This is a genomic window from Tahibacter amnicola (genome assembly GCF_025398735.1).
GTDB lineage: Bacteria > Pseudomonadota > Gammaproteobacteria > Xanthomonadales > Rhodanobacteraceae > Tahibacter > Tahibacter amnicola.
Genome location: NZ_CP104694.1, coordinates 6,209,505 through 6,229,783 on the forward strand (window position 1 = coordinate 6,209,505; position 20,279 = coordinate 6,229,783).

12 protein-coding genes are annotated in these 20,279 nt (G+C 64.1%); 4 read left to right on the plus strand and 8 right to left on the minus strand.

Annotated features, from left to right (window positions below; genetic code table 11):
• Positions 1-124 precede the first annotated feature (124 nt).
• A protein-coding gene (locus tag N4264_RS24590) for an IS3 family transposase (RefSeq protein WP_261694844.1) occupies positions 125-1,278 on the plus strand; the annotation gives its coding sequence in 2 pieces (ribosomal slippage) (positions 125-392 and positions 392-1,278; 1,155 coding nt in all).
• Between the two features lie 1,659 nt (positions 1,279-2,937).
• On the opposite strand, the gene N4264_RS24595 is transcribed toward N4264_RS24590, so the two are convergent.
• From N4264_RS24595 to N4264_RS24620, 6 genes are all read right to left on the minus strand, one after another.
• Complete coding sequence (locus N4264_RS24595) at positions 2,938-5,274, minus strand: hypothetical protein (RefSeq protein WP_261694845.1); 2,337 nt, start codon at positions 5,272-5,274, stop codon at positions 2,938-2,940.
• A 76-nt stretch (positions 5,275-5,350) separates the two neighbouring features.
• The gene (locus tag N4264_RS24600; protein WP_261694846.1) at positions 5,351-7,627 is read right to left on the minus strand and encodes a type IV pilus secretin PilQ; all 2,277 of its coding nucleotides are present in this window, start codon (positions 7,625-7,627) and stop codon (positions 5,351-5,353) included.
• A 23-nt stretch (positions 7,628-7,650) separates the two neighbouring features.
• Entirely contained in the window at positions 7,651-8,172 is a 522-nt protein-coding gene (locus N4264_RS24605; RefSeq protein WP_261694847.1) for a pilus assembly protein PilP, read from the minus strand.
• A gap of 2 nt (positions 8,173-8,174) precedes the next feature.
• The gene (locus N4264_RS24610; protein WP_261694848.1) at positions 8,175-8,906 is read right to left on the minus strand and encodes a type IV pilus inner membrane component PilO; all 732 of its coding nucleotides are present in this window, start codon (positions 8,904-8,906) and stop codon (positions 8,175-8,177) included.
• On the minus strand, positions 8,903-9,550 hold the full coding sequence (locus N4264_RS24615) for a PilN domain-containing protein (protein ID WP_261694849.1): 648 nt from the start codon (positions 9,548-9,550) through the stop codon (positions 8,903-8,905). Before N4264_RS24615 ends, N4264_RS24610 begins: the two co-directional genes overlap by 4 nt.
• Entirely contained in the window at positions 9,550-10,608 is a 1,059-nt protein-coding gene (locus N4264_RS24620) for a pilus assembly protein PilM (RefSeq protein WP_261694850.1), read from the minus strand. The genes N4264_RS24615 and N4264_RS24620 overlap by 1 nt, the downstream gene beginning before the upstream one ends.
• A gap of 237 nt (positions 10,609-10,845) precedes the next feature.
• Between N4264_RS24620 and N4264_RS24625 the strand changes: the two genes are divergently transcribed.
• Both N4264_RS24625 and N4264_RS24630 read left to right on the plus strand, forming a co-directional pair.
• Positions 10,846-13,413: a penicillin-binding protein 1A gene (locus N4264_RS24625; RefSeq protein ID WP_261694851.1), complete on the plus strand. Its 2,568-nt coding sequence runs from the start codon at positions 10,846-10,848 to the stop codon at positions 13,411-13,413.
• Positions 13,413-14,057, plus strand: coding sequence for a hypothetical protein (locus tag N4264_RS24630; protein WP_261694852.1), 645 nt, complete (start codon positions 13,413-13,415; stop codon positions 14,055-14,057). The genes N4264_RS24625 and N4264_RS24630 overlap by 1 nt, the downstream gene beginning before the upstream one ends.
• 75 nt (positions 14,058-14,132) lie before the next feature.
• Here the strand turns inward: N4264_RS24630 and N4264_RS24635 are convergent, their stop codons facing one another.
• Both N4264_RS24635 and N4264_RS24640 read right to left on the minus strand, forming a co-directional pair.
• Complete coding sequence (locus N4264_RS24635) at positions 14,133-15,425, minus strand: citrate synthase (RefSeq protein ID WP_261694853.1); 1,293 nt, start codon at positions 15,423-15,425, stop codon at positions 14,133-14,135.
• A 299-nt stretch (positions 15,426-15,724) separates the two neighbouring features.
• Complete coding sequence (locus N4264_RS24640) at positions 15,725-15,967, minus strand: type B 50S ribosomal protein L31 (protein WP_261694854.1); 243 nt, start codon at positions 15,965-15,967, stop codon at positions 15,725-15,727.
• A 143-nt stretch (positions 15,968-16,110) separates the two neighbouring features.
• Between N4264_RS24640 and N4264_RS24645 the strand changes: the two genes are divergently transcribed.
• A complete protein-coding gene (locus tag N4264_RS24645) occupies positions 16,111-20,232 on the plus strand; it encodes a mechanosensitive ion channel domain-containing protein (RefSeq protein WP_261694855.1) in 4,122 nt (1,373 codons plus the stop codon).
• Positions 20,233-20,279 lie beyond the last annotated feature (47 nt).

Here is a 20,279-nt window from a genome sequence, read left to right on the forward strand (position 1 = left end):
GCCTCGCCTTTGCCGCGGCAATATTTTCTCGCGGCTTTTTCCTGACAATTTGGTACAGTGATCCTACCCCAGTTTGCCGGACACCCCGATAAGCGATTCAATATCGCAATCCGAGGTGAACCCAATGGCAAAGAAGGTGGCGGTAAAGCAGACTCGCAATCGACACAGCGAGGAGTTCAAGCAGCAGGCTCTGGCTCGTGCCGAGAAGGACGGGGTAGCGGTAGCGGCAAAGGATCTTGGCTTGCAGGAAAGCCAGATTTACGGCTGGCGTGCTAAGGCCAGGCAAGCCGGTCAGATAACGGATGAGCAACGCACAATCCTGGCTGATCACGCCCGCCTGAAGCGCGAGGTAGCCCGCCTTGAAGAGGAAAATTCCTTTTTAAAAAAAGCGGCAGCGTACTTCGCGAAGCAGCCCAAGTGAAGTACGCCGTGATCGCCCACCACGAAAGAGAGTACGCCGTCCGCATGATGTGTGATGCACTGAGTGTCTCGCCTTCCGGATTCTACGAATGGCGTGAACGCGAACCATCCGAGCGGTCCAAACGGCGCGACACCTTGGACGCCTGCGTACAGGCCAGGTTTGTTGCCGAGAAGGGACGCGCAGGCGCACCGCGGTTGACGCACCGCCTGAAGCGGCAAGGACTCAGTGCCGGGCACAACCAGGTAGCGGAAAGCCTGCGCAGACAGGGTCTGCGCGCGAAAGCCGCGCGTAAGTTCAAGGCAACAACGAATTCCGTTCACTCGTTACCTGTGGCACCAAATCTATTGGAGCAAAACTTCACGGTGGAGCGTCCGAATCAAGTGTGGGTCAGCGACATAACGTTCATCGACACCGCCGAAGGGTGGCTCTACCTGGCGGTTGTGCTGGATCTATACGCTCGTCGCGTCGTAGGTTGGTCGATGTCGGACCGAATGACCGCCACGCTGGTTTGCGACGCCTTGCGAATGGCCATATTTCGCCGCCAGCGGCCCCATGGCGTGATCGTTCACTCGGACCGGGGTAGCCAGTACTGCTCACGTGAACACCGCGCCTTGCTCGCGCAGAACGGCTTGATTGCGAGCATGAGCGCCAAAGGCAATTGCTACGACAATGCAGCCATGGAGAGCTGGAATCATAGCTTGAAAGTTGAAGCGATTCACGGAGAACGGTTCGACACGCGTGAGCAAGCCAAAGCGCATGTGTTCGACTACATCGAGGTCTACTACAATCGACAGCGGCTCCACTCTACCTTGGGCTACGTCAGCCCCGAAGAGTTTGAGCTTCTCAAAGTCGCTTAGCCGAGTGTCCGGAAAACTGGGGCAAGATCACAGGTCCGGGTGACCGACGTCATCGTGGGGACGAACATGCGATCTTGCGTGCCCGCCGCCACGCGTACCGGAGGCCATCTGACTCACCGCTGGGGTCATAGTCGCCGCGAAACAAACTTCCATATGGCTGGCACAAGGACGAACCACTGCAGTGCGCCGACCACCAGATAAGCAATTTGCCTGATCACAAATGGCCACGGCGCTTTCTCCACAAACTGCAGCCATCCATTCGTCTCCAATGGATACCAAACCAATCCAGGCACGAGTACCCCTGATGGAGCAGACAGTAGACCAGCCAGCAATTCGGATGCAGCCATGCGTTCCGTGTCGCCAGACAAAAGCGATATGTAGGAATGGCCCGCAACTAGCAGACAGGCCACACCATAGATGAGCAACGCGACCCTGCGATTTCGGACCTGACTAGGCATCGTAGCCCCGCCACTTGAATGCCGGACCATCAGAGGCTTCTGGATTTGTCCCTGCACGTGGACTGACACCATTCGGTAGTCTTCCTGGCGCAGTCCCAGCCATTTTGGAGGTCCCAGCAGGTACATCGACGCGAAACGGAGTTGAAGCCATTACCTTCGCTCCTCTGCCGAGGCCGATGCTAGCAGAGCCGGTTGGGGCCGGCAGCAGGCTTAGCGCGGATGGCACTGACGGGCGGGCTGGACGCCACCACAGGGCTCGTCGCGTCGTCGGCGGCGCGACTTGGCCCAGACGATATCCGCGAAGCGACTACCGGCTGTGCGTGACCAATGGCGATCGCGCTTTCTTGCATCTGTGCGCGAGAAGGTACTGGCGGCACTGTGCGCGCAACTATCAGCACGCGACCTAAGGATGCCCGCGGATTCGCGAGGTGATGTTGAAATAGATATATGTGAAAAATCATGGAGTCTATGGCGGCTCATCCTTCCGGAAGGATTCGTCTTCTATGATCCTGAGGAGGAGTAAGGCGCCGTAAGTCGCCGCGTTCGATCCGGCGCCTGCCTGGACAGAGCAGCTAGCTTTCCGGATGCAGGTAGCGTGTGAGTCAACGGCAGTCCCGCCAGGCGCCTTGGAATGGTCCGGGCACGCCAGCGTGCCCGGACCGCTTCCCGTCGATGCGCAGGGCGCCCTTGCTCGACGCGAAACACGGTCATGCAGCCATGGCGCTAGGGCACGTCGTCGGAGAAGTAGTTGTCGATATAGAGCGGAATCTTCTACCCGGCGAGAAGGCAAAGCGCTTCCGGCGACAAAAGAGGGCCGCCGTCGAAGCTCGACTGGAAGTGTCCGCACCACCACACAAGGGAACCGCCTGCCATGCAGGCCATCAGCTTCTCGCGGTGGGGCTTCAACTCGTCCATCAAACGACGCAGCGCGGCGTCGAGGTCGATGTACTCCGCTTCACCACTGGTGAGCGTACGACCAAAATCCTTCTCGGCCTGGAACCCGCGGCGCCTGATGCGTTGGTTTCAATGCCAACTTCTCGGTGATCCGGTCGGGATCCCCCGAAATGCGAAGGGCAACGGTATAGCGATGACCTGGCTGGACTGCTGTCATTTGATCCGTGGCGTCGGTTTGATCGGCCATGAGACGACAAAGGGCCGATTTCTCGGCCCTTTGTCTTGCCTCATGGAAGCGCTGCCGCGTTTACGGACAGGTGGGCGGACTGAAGTCGTCGCAGGCCACACCGTTGAAGCGGACCGATCCGGTCAATCCGCTCGTCGTCGTGAACGTACAAACTCCCTGGCCAGGTGCGCCACCTGCCGTCGTTGCGCCGAAGCCGGTGGCTGTTGCCACGACAGTCAGGACACCGCTGCTGTTGGTAGTGCCGCTGGTCGGCGTCACCGTCAGCGACGCACCCGCGCCACCAGAAGCGGTGCAGCTGCCGTTGATCTGCACACCCGGAAGACCGGCACCCTGGTCGTCCAGCGCACGAATCGTGATGGTCGCGTTTTCCGGATTGTTATTGACCGTCACATTCGCCGGCGAAACCTGCAGGGTCGCCACGTTGACCACGATGGTCACCGAGCGGCTGATGCCGGCGACGGTGAAGGTCACGGTGCCGCTGCCGGTCGTCTGGTCGTTGCTGGCCGGAACGTTCTGGGTGACCACGTTGGCGACCGCGCAACCATCCGGACCGGTGAGGCTGTCCAGGTAGCCGGGCGAGGTGTTGCCGTCGACTGTGCCGGTACCACCGGTCAGCTGGAAGCGGAAGCCCACCGGCAGCATCTGGATCGGCGCTTCGAGGGCGTCGACCACGCAGATCGTGACCTGCTGCGGACGGTTGCCCAGGATCGGGTTCGGCGAGACCGTCACCGCGGCGTCAGCGATACCCGGGTAGCGCAGGGTTTCGACGTCGGTGGCGCGGCGGGTCGTGCCGGTCAGCGGATCGATGCTCTCGCCTTCGGCCCAGATGGCGACCGGGCGGCCCAGCGACGTGATCGGATAGTTCAGACGAACCGTTGCCGCACCGTGCTGGTCGACCTGCGCCGTCGCACCGATGTTGCCGTGCATCGAGCGACCCATGATGTACGGCAGGACACTGCCGTAGTTCACGCTCGTACCCGTGGTGTTGTTCAGGTTGAACGGGCTGGTCGTCGCGGCCGTCGTTTCGTTGATGATCGTCTGGATCGTGACGGCGGATTCGAGATCGGCGTTGCCGGTCACGTCCTTGCCGAAGACCAGCAGCGCGTCACCCGGGCCGGCACCGCCACCCGCCGTGCGGAAGCGGCCGGTCGGCGCGGTGAACATGTTCCCGCCTTCCTGCGGATTGCCGTCGCCGCCCGAGATCAGGAACTGGCCAGCCAGCGCACCGGCGTCGTACTCACCCACGGGGGAGTCGATCGAACCGAAGCGGATCAGCGTGCCCGGGAGTGCCGGATTACCCTGGCGGTCCTGCGCTTCTGCCGTGACGGTGAGCGAATAGGTGCCTTCGCACTCCGAGGGCGGCTGCGGATCAATGCAGGAATCCAGCTCGTTGGTGACGGAATTGGCGATGATGGCCGCCAGCGTCGGGATCGTCAGCTTCACCGAATACAGCTTGCCGTCAGAGACGACAATGTTCTTGGTGATCGCGATCGGCGTCGTGATGCCGTTGTCGACGTTGTTGTCGGCGGCGTCAGACGTGGCGCGCACGACAATGGCGCCCTGGATCGAACCGGCCGTGAACGTCGCACCGGCGATACCCTGGATGGTGCGCGTCTTGATCAGGTTGCCGGTGTGCGAAGCACCACTGGCGTCTACGGCGGTGATGGTGCCGCTGCCGGCCTGGCCGAGGACTTCCAGCTGCACATTGTTGACAGCGCCGTTGCCCGAGCCCGGGTTAGGTATGTTGGCACCGTTACCGTCCGCGACGCGAACGGTCAGCTGATTCGTGCTGGTGCCACCGGAGTTCGCCAGGTACACGGCGCCCGGCGACGTGGTGATGGTGATGGACGCAGGCAGCGGCGGCGTTCCGGAAACAATGCGGATCGGAACGGTGGTCGAGATCGTCGTCGGAGACGCCGGATCCTTTGCGGTGATCGTCAACATCGCGGTACCGGTCTGGTCATCCGCGTGCACGAAGATCGTGGCATGACCGCCCGTGGTGTGCACCGGGGCCGAACCCATGAGGGTCAGGAACTCGTTGCCTTCCGCGGTGGGTGGCGTCTTGGTCTGGCCGATCCACGGCGTCGTGGGATCGTCCAGCATCGAGAACGAGGCGATCGTGGTCGGGGCGATCGATACGTTGACGTCGGTGCCGGACACGAGGTCGCCATTGGCGCGGCGCCAGGCCACATTCACTTCGCCCATGTACGGCGAACCGAAGAAGGGACCGACGCCATCCCGGTTGACGGGCAGCTCGATCACCGACGGCGTGGCGACCAGCGTACCGCTCGGCGTGGGTTGGAACGCACCGTCGCTGCCGCTACCGCCGCCACCTCCGCAGCTGGCCAACATAATGCTGGCCGGCAACAGGGCGAGGCATTGTTTGAAAGCTCTCATGTCGTCTCTCCAAAGCTCGCAATTCACCTGATGCTTTGATCCGCGGCGACCAGGGTCGCCGGCGAGCTCAAATGGCTTACTTCAGGCTCTCGTTCAAAATCCGCGGCGTCACGAAGATCAGCAGTTCCGCCTTGTCGCTGGTGTTCTTCTTGTTGCGGAACAGCGCGCCCAGGCCCGGCACGTCGCCGAGGAAGGGAACCTTCTTGATGTCATCGCGCTTTTCAACTTCGTAGACGCCGCCCAGCACGACCGTCTGGCCGTCGTCGACGAGCACGGACGTATTGATCTCGCGCTTGTCGATCTGCGGCACGAAGCCACCGCCGGGGTTCGGCACCAGGGCCGCGATGTTGTCTTTCTTCACCGCGAGGGCCAGGAACACGCGGTTGTCGTTGGTGATCGTCGGCGTGACCTTGAGCTCGAGCACCGCGTCCTTGAAGCTGACGGTGGCCTGGCCGCCGCCGCCGGCGCCGCCCTGCTGGAAGGTCACGTAGCCGATTTCCTGACCCTGCTTGATCACGGCTTCCTGCTGGTTGGTCGTGATCACACGCGGGCTGGAGATCACTTCGCCGCGGGCTTCCGTCTGCGCGGCAGACAGTTCCAGGTCGAGCAGGTAATCCGCGCCGAGGATCGCAAGGCCGAAGCTGCCGGCCGGGGTGGCCGCGGGCAGGTTCACACCAAGACGATTACCGAGCGAGGGCACGGCGACACCACCCGGGATGACCGAGGGGTTGGACACCGGCGTGCCACGATTGCCTTCGAAGCGGTTGATCAGGGCGATGTTGGTCATCTGGTCAACGGCCGCCTGCGTGCCGGAGAGGCTGATCACATTGCCGTTGTTATCTTCATAGCCGCCCGACACGCCGAAGCGCACGCCCAGTTCCTTGGCGAAATCGTCGGTCGCAATGACGATGCGCGATTCGATCAGGACCTGCTGAACCGGACGGTCCAGCGTCAGGACGAGTTCGCGGATCTCGTTGATCTTGTCCGGAGTGTCGTTGACGAGCAGCGTGTTCGTGCGCTCGTCCCAGGTGACGCTGCCGCGCGGCGACAGGAAGCCGGAAACCGCGCCGGCACCACCACCCGCACCGCCGCCCGCCGGCGCCGCACCACCAGCCGCCCCACCGCCCGAGCCACCGGAGGAGTTGATCAGCGCGGCGATGTCCTTGGCCTTACCGTAGCTGACCGGGATATAGGCGGACTGCAGTTCCACGCGCTGTTCGAGCGCGATGCGTGCGTCTTCGATCGCCTGCTCGCGATCAGCGATTTCTTTCTGCGGAGCGACCCAGATCACGTTGTCGCGGCGACGCTTGTCCAGGCCCTTGGCCTGCAGCACCAGATCCAGCGCCTGGTCCCACGGCACGTTGATGAGGCGCAGGGTCACGTTGCCCGACACGGTGTCGGCAACGACGATGTTCAGGTCGGACACGTCCGCGATCAGCTGGAGCACCGAGCGGGTCGGGATGTCCTGGAAGTTGAAGGTCACGCGGGCACCGGTGTATTCCGGCGGCGCGTTCTTGTCTTTCTTCTTGGGATCTTCGCGCTTGGGAGCGATCTCCAGGATGTACTCATTGCCAGTCTGGTAGGCCAGCTGCTCGTACGGACCCTTTGCAGAGATCTCCATGCGTGCGCCATTGCCACGGCTGCGCGTCTCGACGAACTGCACGGGCGTGGCGAAATCGAGCAGATCCAGACGCTGAGCGAGATTGTTCGGCAGCTGCGCGTTGTAGAGATCCAGGGTGATCTTGTCACCGTCACGCTTGACGTCGGTCGTGGCACCTTCACCGGTGAAGGTGATGATGATGCGGCCCTCGCCGTTCGCGCCGCGGCGGAAGTCGACGTTGGAGATCTGTACGTTGCCCGCCGCAATCGCCTTGGTCGGGTTGTTGTTGGTGGAAGCGGTCGCTTCTGCCGAACCCGTCACGCCATTAGCGATGGTCAGGACCAGGTTGTTGCCGTCGATCTTGGTGACGTGGCTCGACGGCCGCACCAGGTCGACCACCACGCGGGTGCGACCCGCGGCCTCAATGGCCGATACCGATGTCGTCGAACCGACATTGATGGTGAGGTTGCGCTGCGCGACGGCGCTGCGCGTATCCGCCAGGTCCAGCGCAATGCGCGGCGGCGTATCCGTGGTGAAGATCTGCGGCTCGTTGACCGGGCCTGAAAGCTTCAGGGTCAGCTCGACCTTGCCGCCTGGCAAGGTGTTGTAGCTGACGTCTTCGAGCACATTCTCCGCCCGGGCTGTCGCCATTCCGGCGGCCCCGACGAACGCCAGCACAGTTAAGCAACGGCGCACCACCCGGATGACGGGACCAGACGCACGTCCCTGATTGTTGGCAGCTGTCGTAGTCATGAAGATCACCCCCAATGGGCCTCTTATTTGTCACCGAGCGCGATCGACGCCTGGCGTTCCATCCAACCGCCGGCACCGTTGGGAACCAGCTCGACGAGTTCGATTCTGTCCTCGGCGATGGTCGTAATACGGCCGAAGTTCTGGCCTAGATAGTTTTTCACATGGACGCGATGCACCACGCCGTCCGGATCCTTTACGAGGCCTTCCATCGCATCGCCGATGCCAAGTGTCCCGACCATCGACAGTCCGTCCAGGGGGAAGCTCTCCAGCGGTTCCTTGACGCGATTCTCGTCAGGCCGCGGTCCTGATCCTTCCGAGGTCAGTTCCGCGCTCTGCTCTTCGGCACTCGGGCTGAAGGGGTCGCGCAGGCCCTGATCCTTGTATTCAAATGTTTCGAACGTCTTGATGATGGGCAGTGGATCGATCGGCGCGCCCTTTTTTGCCTTTTCAGCGGCGACCCAGTCTTCCAGATCGCGGCGACCGGCGGTGCAGCCTGTCAGCGTCAGCGCGACCCCCACAGTGATTACAGCGATTCGCAGGCGCATGCTTAGTGCCCTCCGTGAGGCGACGGCGGCGGCGGAGTTGCCGGTTTCGCGCCTGGCGGTGGCGGTGCAGCCGGTGTTCCTGCGGCACCTGTGGCGGTCGGCATTTCATCATCTTCAACGTAGCGATACGTCTTTACCGTGCCTTCCAGCGTCAGACTGCCGGCGTCAGCGAGGTTCTGTGCCGATTTGCCCGCGGCGCCCTGCTGGCCCTTCGGGCGCAGCGAGACGTCGTGCATGGTGAGGATCACCACGCGTGGCAGCGAGGCAACGCCGCTGATGAACGTACCGAACTGGTGATAGCCGCCGACCATCCGCAAGGTGATCGGTTTCTCGGCGTAGAACTCCTTGATGATTTCCGCGCCCGGCTGGAACAGATCGTTCTCGATGCCCGACGACAGCGCCGTCTGCGAGATGTCGACCAGCAGCTCCGGCATTTCGGTCTTGCTCGGCAGCTGGCGCAACATCTGGCGTAGCATGTCTTTCATTTCTTCCAGCTGTACGCGCAGCGCTTCGAGGTTGACGGCTTTCGCCTGCATCGTGGCGAAGTCGGTGCGCAGTCCCTTTTCCTTGCGTTCCAGGGATTCGAGACTTTCCTGCTGCCCCTTGATCTGGAACCACCAGCCGCCCAGAACGATCAGGCCGAACAGCAGCACACAGAAGGTGAGTTTGACACTCTTGGGCCAACCACCGATGTTGCCTGTGTCAAGGTTTCGGAAATCCGAGAAGAAACTCATGGCGTCGCTCCCTTCGGCGCGGGCGGAGTCGCCGCCTTCGGCGCAGCCGGGATGGCACCCGGCGCGGCGGGGGACGTCGCGTCAGTCTGTTCTTCGCCGGCGGGCTTGCGCAGCTTCACGTCCATGGCGAAGTCGTAGGGCATGCGCTTCTCGTTCGTGCGCTTGATTTCGGTCTTCTTGAGGTCGGGATGTCCGAGCCACGGCGATGCCTCGACATTGCGCATGTACGTGGCGACGCTGGCGTTGGACTGCGCGACACCTTCGAGCGTCAGCACATCACCGACCTGCTTGAGGGAGGTCAGACGCACGCCGTCGGGAATCGTGCGCACCAGCTCGTCGAACATGTGCACCATCTGCGAGCGGTTGGCCTGCAGCTGTTCGATGACCTGCTTGCGCGCGAGCAGCTTGCTGCGCGTCTTGTCCAGTTCCTTGATTTCCTCAAGTTTCTTCTGGACTTCCTTGATCTCTCTTTCCAGGTACGCGTTTCGGTCGTTCTGGTTCTGGATACGGGCATCCATCCAGAACATCAGACCGAGGAATACCGCGATGCCGACGACCGCAGCCATGCCGAGCATCATGTAGAACTCGCGCTCGCGCTGCTTGCGCCTTTCGGCTCGCCACGGAAGTAGGTTTATTCTGGCCATCAGTCGAAGCTCCTGAGCGCGAGGCCGCAGGCAATCATCAAGGCCGGCGCATCCTGAGCCAGCGTCTGAGCCTGGACACGAGATGACAGCGACATGTTCGCCAAGGGATTGGCGACGACGCTCGGCACGCCCAGCTGTTCTTCCACCATGTCGGCGACGCCGGCGATGGAGGCGCAGCCGCCGGCCAGGACCACCTGGTCGACCTTGCTGAACTCGCTGCCGGCGAAGAAGAACTGCAACAGGCGGCTGATCTGCTGGACCATCGCTTCCTTGAAGGGCTCCAGCACTTCGATCTCATAGGACTCGGGCAGGCCGCCCTGACGCTTGGCCAGGCCCGACTCCTCGTACGAAAGGCCGTAGCGGCGCATGACTTCGTCCGTCAGCTGCTTGCCACCGAAGACCTGTTCGCGGGAATAGATAGTGCGCTGGTTCTTGAGCACGATGAGGGTGGTCATCGTGGCGCCGACGTCGACCACGGCAACCACCGCGTCACGCGGCACGGCCAGCTGGTCGGCGATCAGCTTGAACGCGTTCTCCATCGCGAAGGCCTCGACGTCGACCACCTTGGCACTGAGGCCGGCAAGGTCGAGCGCGGCGACGCGAAGGTCGACGTTCTCGGTGCGGGAAGCGGCAAGCAGGACATTGACCATGTCCGGGTTGTCCTTCACCGGGCCGAGCATCTCGAAGTCGAGGCTGACTTCCTCGATCGGATACGGAATGTACTGGTTCGCTTCGACCTGGATCTGCCCTTCGAGGTCTTCCTCGGACAGATCGGCCGGCATCGGGATCACCTTGGTGATCACCGCAGACCCCGCCACGGCGGCGGAGGCGAACTTGGTCTTGGCGCCGGATCGACCCAGCGCACGACGGATGGCTTCGCCGACGGCCTCGACCTCGACGATATTCTTCTCGACGACCGCGTTGGGCGGGAGCGGCTCCACCGCATAATGCTCGACGCGGTAACGACCGCCCGACTGGCTGAGCTGCAGGAGCTTGACTGCCGTCGAACTGATGTCCACCCCAATCAGCGGCGGCGCTTTCGGACTGAACAGGCCCACATTTTTCCCCTTCCCACGCGCTCTTACGAGCGAAAGATGCGCAGTGACATTAAATACGAATCTTAACCAAATCGCAACGGGCCTAAGAATATTCTCTAAGGCGCTGAAAATCCGTGGGTTTTGTCACGCAAACTGGACGGATTACCGGCGAAATCGGCTATCAGCCGAGCCGGGGCGAGATCTATACTCTGGCCTAAGTCATACCGACTTTGACTGCCATCACAATCCCGGTTGATCATGCGCGTTCTCCTCCGCTTGGTCCGCTACGCGCTCTATCTGGCGCTCAGCGGAGTCCTGCTCGGGTGCCTCGCAATAGGCATCGCTTATTGGTTGATTTCCCCACGCCTGCCGTCGGTCGAAACGTTGCGCGATGTGCGCCTGCAGGTGCCGTTGCGAGTCTACACCTCCGACGACAAGCTGGTAGCTACTTTTGGCGAAACCCGCCGGATACCGGTTTCCATCGAACAGGTACCCGCCAAGGTCAAGAACGCCTTCCTCGCTGCCGAGGACGCCCGGTTCTACGAGCACCCGGGTTTTGACATGCAGGGCATTTTCCGTGCGGTGTGGCACCTGGTGCGTACCGGTGGCGACAAGGGCCCGGGCGGCTCAACCATCACGCAGCAGGTCGCGCGCAACTTCTTCCTGAGCCCGGAACAGACGTATACACGTAAGATTTCGGAATTGTTCCTGGCACTGCGTATTGAAAATGCACTGTCCAAGGACGAGATCCTCGCGCTGTACCTCAACAAGATCTTCCTCGGACACCGCGCCTACGGCGTGGCGGCCGCCGCCGAGTTCTACTACGGCAAGACGCTCGACCAGCTCGACCTTGCCGAATGCGCGATGCTGGCCTCGCTGCCCAAGTTCCCCTCGACCGGCAATCCGCTGTTCAACCGCGACCGTGCGGTACAACGCCGCAACTATGTGCTCGCGCGCATGAGCGAGAACAAATTCATCACCGAGAAAGAGATGAAGGAAGCGATGGAGCAGCCTGATCGCTCCTACGCGCACGAGCCCCCGATCGAGGTCGAGGCCCCCTATCTCGCCGAGATGGTGCGTGCCGACGCCATGGAACGGCTGGGCAACGACGCCCTGACCGACGGGTATTCCATTCGAACGACCATCGACAGTCGCATGCAGGAGGCCGCCAACAAGGCACTGCGCGACTCGCTGATCGACTACGACCGCCGCCACGGCTACCGCGGCGCGGAAGCGCACGTCGAGCTCAAGCCGGGCGCGAAGCCTGAGGACCTCAACCGCGAACTGGCCAACTTCCGTCCGATCGCTGGACTGGTTCCCGGGATCGTCTCCGAAGTGAGCAAGGAGCAGGCCCAGGTTTACCTGGCCGACGGCCAGACGGTCATCCTGGACAAGGCCTCGGTGGAATGGGCACGTCCGTACCAGAGCGAGAACAGCCGGGGTCCGGCACCCAAGACCGTCGACAGCGTCCTCAAGGCAGGCGACATCGTCCGGGTTGCCCGGAACGATGAGGATAAATGGACTTTGGGACAAATCCCCGCCGCGCAGTCCGCCCTGGTGTCGCTGGACCCGGACGACGGCGCGATCCGCGCCCTCGTCGGCGGATTCAGCTTTGGCCGCAGCAAGTTCAACCGCGCCACGCAGAGCGCACGCCAGCCGGGCTCGGGCTTCAAGCCCTTCCTGTATGCGGCGGCGTTCGAGCACGGCTTCACGCCGGCATCCATTCTCAACGACGCGCCGTTGTCCTTTCCCGATCCCTCTCGGCCGGGCGGCGTGTGGTCGCCGTCCAATGACGATGACAAATTCGAAGGCCCTATGCGCCTGCGCGAGGCCTTGGTCAAATCGGTCAACCTCATCTCCGTGCGCCTGCTGGATGCGATCGGCGTGCGTTACGCGCGCGAGTTCATCACGCGCTTCGGCCTGCCCCTGGAAGCGATGCCCGAAAACCTTTCCATGTCGTTGGGTACGGCTGCGGTGGCACCGCTGATGATGGCACGCGGCTACGCCGTCTTTGCCAACGGCGGCATGCTGGTCGATCCGTACTTCATCGCCACGATCAAGGACCGCGACGGCAAGGAGATCTATACCGCGCAGCCGGCCCGCGCGTGTCGCGACTGCCCCGAGCGCCTGCTGGACGACGCCCGCCTCGCGCGCGCGGCAGCGGCCTCCGCGGCCACGGCAGCTACAGTGCCCTCTGCTACTCCGGGCGATATTGCCGCGGCGGCGACGATCGCTCCTGCCGCCAGCCCCGCCAGCCGCTTCGCTCCGATCGCCGCGGCCAGCGCCGCCACCACGGCGCCGGCCACGCCAGCCGAACCGGGCAAGCCGCGCCTGGCCCCGCGTACCCTGGACGTACGCACGGCCTACCTGGTGTCCTCGCTGCTACGCGATGTCGTGCGGCGCGGCACCGGCCATGCGGCGATGGAACTCAAGCGCAACGACCTTGCCGGCAAGACCGGCACCACCAACGAGCACCGTGACGCGTGGTTCAACGGCTTCAACGACCGCGTGGTCACCAGCGTGTGGGTCGGCTTCGACGACTTCAGCTCGCTCGGACGCGGCGAGTTCGGCTCCAAGGCAGCCCTGCCGATCTGGATCAACTACATGCGCGTGGCGCTCGACGGCCTCGCCGAGCGGCCATTCGCCACGCCTCCGGGTATCAGCACGGCGCGCATCGATCCGGGCTCAGGCTACCTTGCCTCCAGCGATGACGCCGGCGCCATTCTGGAATATTTCAAGAGTGAAGATATCGACCGCCTGGCGGCGCCGCCGCCGGAAGACATGCTCGATGAGGAAGGCCACCAGGAGGCCTACGACATTTTCTGATGGGTGAACACCGACCCCACTCGCGCGGACGCGCCAACGTGCGCGCCGATGACAACCGACGCCGCATCGCCGTGGAGGCGGCGCGGCTGATCAGTGAACTTGGCCTGCGTGACTATCACCAGGCCAAACTGCGTGCGGCCGAGCGCCTGGGTATCCATGACGAGCGGGCGCTGCCGCGCAATACGGAAATCGAGGACGCGCTACGCGAGTACCAGCGGCTGTTCGGCGGCCAGGCACGGATCGATCACCTGGACGCCCTTCGGCGCTGCGCGGTCGAGGCCATGCGGTTCTTCCACACGTTCCAGCCGCGACTGGTGGGTGCGGTGCTGGAGGGCACGGCGGACGAACACTCGGCCGTCTGCCTGCACCTCTTCAGCGACGATCCCGACGCGCTGTCCCATTTCCTGATCGACCAGAATATCCCGTTCGAGCAGATCGATCGCGTGCTGCGCTGGGAGCGGGACGAGCCGGAATCGTTTGCCGCTTACCGATTCCAGGCCGACGATATTCCGGTCGACCTGACTTTGCTGCCGCTGGATGCGCTGCGCCAGGCACCGCTGGACCGTATCGACGGCAAGCCGATGCGCCGGGCCAACGTCACGGGCGTGCAGCAACTTCTGGGCGAGTCCGCGTCCGATTCCTGAGCCGGATTTTCCGCACCCGGAAACGACGACGCCCGCCGAATGGCGGGCGTCGGTTTCAAGCGCCAGCGACGGTACTCAGCGCTTGTCGACCGGTACGTAATCGCGGTTGCCCGGGCCGATATAGACCTGGCGCGGACGGCCAATCTTGGCGTCCGGCGTTTCGTTCTGTTCGAGCCAATGGGCGACCCAGCCCGCCGTGCGGCCAATGGCGAACATTACCGTGAACATCTCCGTCGGGATGCCCAGCGCCTTGTAGATGATGCCCGAGTAGAAGTCGACGTTCGGGTACAGCTTGCGCTCGACGAAGTAGGAATCCTTCAGCGCGGCCTGCTCCAGTTCCATGGCCACTTCCAGCAGCGGGTCATTGACGCCCAGCTCGCCCAGCACCTGGTGGCACATCTCGCGGATGATCGTGGCGCGCGGATCGAAGTTCTTGTAGACGCGGTGACCGAAGCCCATCAGGCGGAAGCCGGAGTTCTTGTCCTTGGCGCGCTCGACCGCCTTGCCCACGTTTTTCGCGTCGCCAATTTCGGCGAGCATCTTGAGCACGGCCTCGTTCGCACCGCCGTGCGCCGGCCCCCACAGGGCGGCAATGCCGGCGGCGACGCAGGCATACGGGTTGGCGCCAGTCGAACCGACCAGACGGACGGTCGATGTCGACGCGTTCTGTTCGTGATCGGCGTGGAGGATGAACAGCAGGTCCAGCGCCTTCGCCGCCACCGGCGACATCTGCAACGGCTCGCTGGGCACCTCGAACATCATGTGCAGGAAGCGCGTGCAATATTCCAGATTGTTGCGCGGATAACGGATGGGCCAGCCGATCGAATAGCGATACGCGGCAGCAGCGATCGTCGGCATCTTGGCGATCAGGCGAATCGCCGCCAGCTTGCGCTGGGCCGGATCGTTGATGTCCAGCGAGTCGTGGTAGAAGGCCGCCAGCGAGCCAACCGCAGCCATCAGCATGGCCATCGGGTGCGCGTCGTAGTGGAAGCCCTGGAAGAAGTTCTTGAGCGACTCACGCATCATCGTGTGGTGCGTGACTTCGTGCTCGAATTTGCCGAATTCCTGCGCATTAGGCAGTTCGCCGTTGATCAGCAGGTACGCCACTTCGAGGAAGTTCGACTGCTTGGCCAACTGCTCGATCGGATAGCCGCGATACAGCAGGACGCCCTTGTCACCATCGATGAAGGTCACCGCACTCTTGGTCGCGGCGGTCGACATGAATCCCGGGTCGTAGGTGAAGTAGCCGGTGTCCTTGTTCAATTTGCCGATGTCGAATGCAGGATCGCCCAAAGTTCCCGAAACCACCGGCAGGCTGGTCGAGCGGTTGGACGTGGCATCGGTTAGAACGACGGTCTTGTCGGACACGAGTGGCTCCTTGGCGCGGTACGGGCCATTACGGCGGTTAGTGCGGGTCGAACCGGCGGTCGAAACCACCGTTGGCCGCGATGCGGCGCACAATTATCGCACAAGCGTTTGAATGGGAAAGCGGTAGGCGCACATCTCGCCGCACGCACACAGGAAAGGCGCATTTCCCGCCTGTTCGCGGCCGTTTCCGGAAGCCGGAAACACAAACGCCGACCCGAAGGTCGGCGCTGGTGTTCACCACCGGATCATCCGGTGGAACGGGCGCATCCCTGCGCCACGCAAAGCCCTGTGAGCTTCGCTTACTTCTGATAGCGGCGCTTGAACTTGTCGACGCGGCCGCCGGTATCGATGATCTTGTGCTTACCGGTGTAGAACGGATGCGAAGCGCTGGAGATATCCACCTTGATGAGGGGATATTCCTGACCGTCTTCCCATTTGATCTTTTCCTTGCTGCTCATGGTGGAGCGCGTAAGGAACGAGAAATCGGTGGTCACATCCTGGAAAACCACCGGGTGGTACTTCGGATGAATGTCGGCTTTCATGGTGGCTCCAGAAAGAAAACGTCGGGCGGAAAAGGGCAGTATGTTATCGTCTCCAATGCCCCCGGCGCAAGTTCTGCCAGGAGCAGGGCTTTCCGCCCCTGGATGACGCGCCCCGTTCCACCCCCGGAGTACCACCCATCGCCATGTTCCAGTGGCTGCAATCTGTTGTCCTGGCCGGTTTTTTTGCCGGCGGTAGCGTTTCCGCGGCGGAGCCGGCGGATTCCCTCGTCCAGTGGCGCCAGCGCCATGCCGAGATCCGGGTCGCACCGGATCCGGACTTCGCGCCGATCGACGCCACCGACGCCAACGGCCAGCACCATGGCCTGGCGGCCGACTACCTGCGCCTGATCAGCGAGCGTTCCGGGCTGAAGTTCCGCATTGTACCCGTCCGGTCGTGGCCGGAGGCGCTTTCGGCGCTGCGCGAGCGACGCGTCGACATGCTTTCCAGCGCCTTCGTGACGGCCACGCGGGAGGAATTTGCCCTCTTCAGCGTTCCCTACCTGCGCCTGCCCTGTGCCGCATTTTCGCGCAAGGGCCGCGATATCCGCCTGGAACAGCTCAACGAACTGGCGGTGGGCCTGGCCCAGGAACACGTCTGCCAGGAAAACCTCGCGCGGCAGGCCCCTCAGGCCAAGGTGACCTTCTACCCCTCCACCTCAAAGGCGCTGACGGCGCTGCACCAGGGCAAGATCGATGTGCTGGTCGGCGACCTGGTGACCGCGCAGGCCGCGGCCAACCGTGCCGGCATCCGCGGCGACCTTGTCGTCGTCGGCCAGATCGGCGAGGACGACCCGCTGGCATTCGCCGTGCGGCGCGACTGGCCGGAGCTCAAGCAGATTCTCGACCAGGCGCTCGGCCAGGTCAGCGTCGAGGACGAAACGCGGCTGCGCCAGCGCTGGCTGAAGGACCTCCTGCCCGGGGTGCAGACCGCGGCACCGGCGCCGGCGGCCGAACCGCAGGCCAGCAGCCTGGCCGGCCAGATCCGGGCCGCGAAACAGGCGCTGGGCGAGGCGACGGCCGCCAACGCCGATGCCCATCGCGCCGCGGTGGGCGAGCTCGATGCCGCACTGGCCGACGATGCCCAGGCCGACGCGGCCAACGCCGAATGGCAGGCATTGCGTACAGCGGCGGCCAGCGCCGCCGCGGATCTGGCCGCGCTCGAACAAGGCCTCGCGCGCGACAACACCGCGAACCTCCTGGCCTGGCGCGCCAGCCTGCCGGAGCGCGCCTCGGTCGAGCAGCTGGAAAGCCTGCTGGCCACCGAACAGGCGCAGCTGGCCGATGCGCGCAGCGCCGTGACGGCGCTGCAGGGCAGCGTCACCCGCCAGCTGGAACGCCCGGCGCAGATCCGCGACGAAATGAAGTCGGCGCAGGATCTGGCCGAAAAATCCAGATCGGCCCCGGAAGCCGCCAAGGACGCCCCCGCCCTCGGTGTCGAGCCGGCGCGTTTGCGGCGCCTTGCCGCCGCGCGGCTGGCCCAGGCACGCATTGCCAAGCTGGAAGAAGAACTGCGCAGCTATGACCTGCGCGTGCGCCTGGAATCGGCCCGCCTGCGCGAACGGCAGCGCGAGGCTGCGGACCGGCAGAGCAAGGTGGAGGCGCTGCAGAACCTTATCCTTGACCGCACCAGCGCTATCGCCGCAACGCTCAACGAGCGCCTGCAGCGCGAAGCTGCCGCATTGGCGGACGCCCATCCCGTACTGCGCGAACCGGCCCGGCTCAACGCCGCCTACGGTGACGAGCTCGCCCAGGACATCTCGCGACTGGCCGAAATCCGCACGCAGAAGGACGAGTACGCGCGACTGCGCCGCGATACGGTGCAGGCCCTGGAGAACACCCGCGAACGCGTGAAGTTTGGCGGAGTCAGCGAAGCGGTCGGCCTCATTCTGCTGGCCGAGCGACGCAAGCTGCAGCCGGTGGCGGTGCTGCGGCGCAAGCTGTCTGCCCTGCAGACTGAACTGGCGCAGACGCGCATCCGGCTGGTCGACCTGCGCGAGGCCCAGCGGGCGCTGGAAGACCCGACCGCACGCGTCGCCGAAGAACTGCGCCGCGTGCCGCAGGACGGCGAGGCCGATCCCACGCTGCGCCAGGCGCTCTACCAGCTCTTCGCCACGCGTGCGGAAGTGCTGCCCCAGCTCACCCTTGCGCAAACGCGCCTGGCCGACGCCCAGACCGAAGCCGAGCAGGAGCTGCGCGACCTCACCCAGTCCACCGCCGACCTGCGCGACATGCTCGACGCCCGGCTGCTGTGGACGCCCAGCCATTCGCCGGTGAACGCTCGCTGGCCACTGGAAATCGTCAACGGCGCGATCGACACGCTGCATCCGGGACGCTGGTGGGACGCCGCCAAGCTCACGGCCCGACTGCTGTGGACGCGCCCGCTGTCGACGCTTCTGGGCGTGGCGGTCCTCACTGCCCTCTGGCTGGCGCGTCGCCGCGTGCCAGCGGCACTGGAGGCGATCGCCCAACCGATGCGCCGGATCCGGACAGACCGCTACCGCCTCACCGGGCGCGCGCTGCTCCTGACGCTGCTGGCCAGCCTGCCGCTGCCGGCGGCGGTGTGGATGCTCTCGCGCCTGCTGCAGCGCGCGGCCGAAGCGGGCTACCCCTTCAGCGATGCGCTGGGCCTCGCCCTGGGCGAGCTGGTCGCGCCGCTGGCCACGCTCTCGTTCCTGCGCTGGCTCACCGCCGATCGTGGCCTGGCAGCCGCGCATTTCCGCTGGGCCCAGGGGCGACGCCATGCACTCGACACCCTGCGCCGCTGGTTGACCGCGGTTTTTGCACCTGTCCACTTCTTCCTTTCGCTGTATTTCTACTACGGTGAACAGCTGGCCAATGCGGGCCTGGCGCGACTGGTGTTCGCCGGCAGCAGCCTGCTGCTGGCGTGGCTGATCTGGCGCTCGTTCACCGACACGGGGCTGTGGGCCCAGCGCGGCAGCCAGAATACGCCACGGCGATTGCAGCAGATCCTGCGCGTGCTGCTGACCGGGTTCGCGCTCTCGTGTGCCGTACTGGCGCTGGCGGGCTATTTCCTGACGGCGGTCACGCTGGCCCGTCACCTGGTCGGCTCGGGCATCGTGGTGCTGGCGATCGGCGTGTTGCAGGGCATGGCCATGCGCTGGCTGTCGCTGGGCGAGCGTCGCCTGGCCCTCAAGCGCATGGAAGAAAAGCGCGGCAGCGAAGAAGCGACGCGCGACGACGGCGAGCTGGAAACGCGCGCGGAATTCGCCGCAGAAGCCGAGCAGATCACGCTGGCCAGTATCAACCAGCAGACCCGTCGCCTGCTGCGCGCCCTGACCACCGTAGTGCTGGCCGGCGCGCTGCTCTGGGTCTGGTCGGAGGTGACGCCGGCGCTGGCCTTCCTGGGCAACGTCAACGCCTGGGAAACCACGTACGCCGTCGATGGCAAGTCGATCACCATCACCGTCACGCTCCGTTCCCTGCTGTTTGCCGCCGTGGCCTTCATGCTCACCTGGGTCGCCACGCGCAATATTCCGGGCCTGCTGGAGATCGGCGTGCTGCGCCGGCTCGACCTCGATGCGCCAACCCGCTACGCCGTCACCGCAGTTTCACGCTATGCCCTTGCCATCGTCGGCGCATTGTTCGGCCTTTCCCTGCTGGGGCTGCGCTGGGGCCAGCTGCAATGGCTGGCGGCCGGCCTCACCGTCGGCCTGGGTTTCGGGCTGCAGGAGATCTTCGCGAACTTCGTCTCGGGCCTGATCGTGCTGTTCGAGCGGCCGATCCGCGTAGGCGATGTCATCACCATCCGCGGCGTCGAAGGCACCGTGATGCGCATCCGCACACGCGCCACGACCATCGTCGACTGGGACAACAAGGAAGTCGTGATTCCGAACAAGACCTTCATCACCGACCAGCTCATCAACTGGACCCTTTCGGACAGCGTGACGCGCGTGGTGCTGAAAGTCGGCGTGGCCTACAACAGTGATCCGGATCTCGTGCGTACCCTGCTGCTGGAGATGGCGCGCAACCATCCCAAGGTGCTCAAGGACCCGCCACCCAGCTGCTGGTTCACGGCGCTGGGATCGAGCACGCTGGAATTCGAACTGCGCATCTTTGTCGCGCACCTGTTCGAACGCAGCGCAACACGCAACGATCTGTACACGGCGATCCTGCGTGAATTCGCGGCGCGCGGTATCGAGATGTCGTACCCGGCGATGGATGTCTGGGTGCGCGAGGCCAATCCGCTCGCACCGCCGGGGCGGCGACCGGATGCCGCAGCGGCCTCACCGGCGCAGCCACGCTGACGCCGGTTTCGTTACGTGTGCGGCCGCCGCGAAAGGGCGGCTGCAAC

Bases quoted from the DNA above. Each gene is read 5' to 3' on its own strand.
- N4264_RS24610 (WP_261694848.1), bottom strand. From the start codon at position 8,906: ATGAGTTTCTTCTCGGATTTCCGAAACCTTGACACAGGCAACATCGGT.
- N4264_RS24600 (WP_261694846.1), bottom strand. From the start codon at position 7,627: ATGACTACGACAGCTGCCAACAATCAGGGACGTGCGTCTGGTCCCGTC.
- N4264_RS24640 (WP_261694854.1), bottom strand. From the start codon at position 15,967: ATGAAAGCCGACATTCATCCGAAGTACCACCCGGTGGTTTTCCAGGAT.
- N4264_RS24630 (WP_261694852.1), top strand. From the start codon at position 13,413: ATGGGTGAACACCGACCCCACTCGCGCGGACGCGCCAACGTGCGCGCC.
- N4264_RS24605 (WP_261694847.1), bottom strand. From the start codon at position 8,172: ATGCGCCTGCGAATCGCTGTAATCACTGTGGGGGTCGCGCTGACGCTG.
- N4264_RS24625 (WP_261694851.1), top strand. From the start codon at position 10,846: ATGCGCGTTCTCCTCCGCTTGGTCCGCTACGCGCTCTATCTGGCGCTC.
- N4264_RS24645 (WP_261694855.1), top strand. From the start codon at position 16,111: ATGTTCCAGTGGCTGCAATCTGTTGTCCTGGCCGGTTTTTTTGCCGGC.
- N4264_RS24595 (WP_261694845.1), bottom strand. From the start codon at position 5,274: ATGAGAGCTTTCAAACAATGCCTCGCCCTGTTGCCGGCCAGCATTATG.
- N4264_RS24615 (WP_261694849.1), bottom strand. From the start codon at position 9,550: ATGGCCAGAATAAACCTACTTCCGTGGCGAGCCGAAAGGCGCAAGCAG.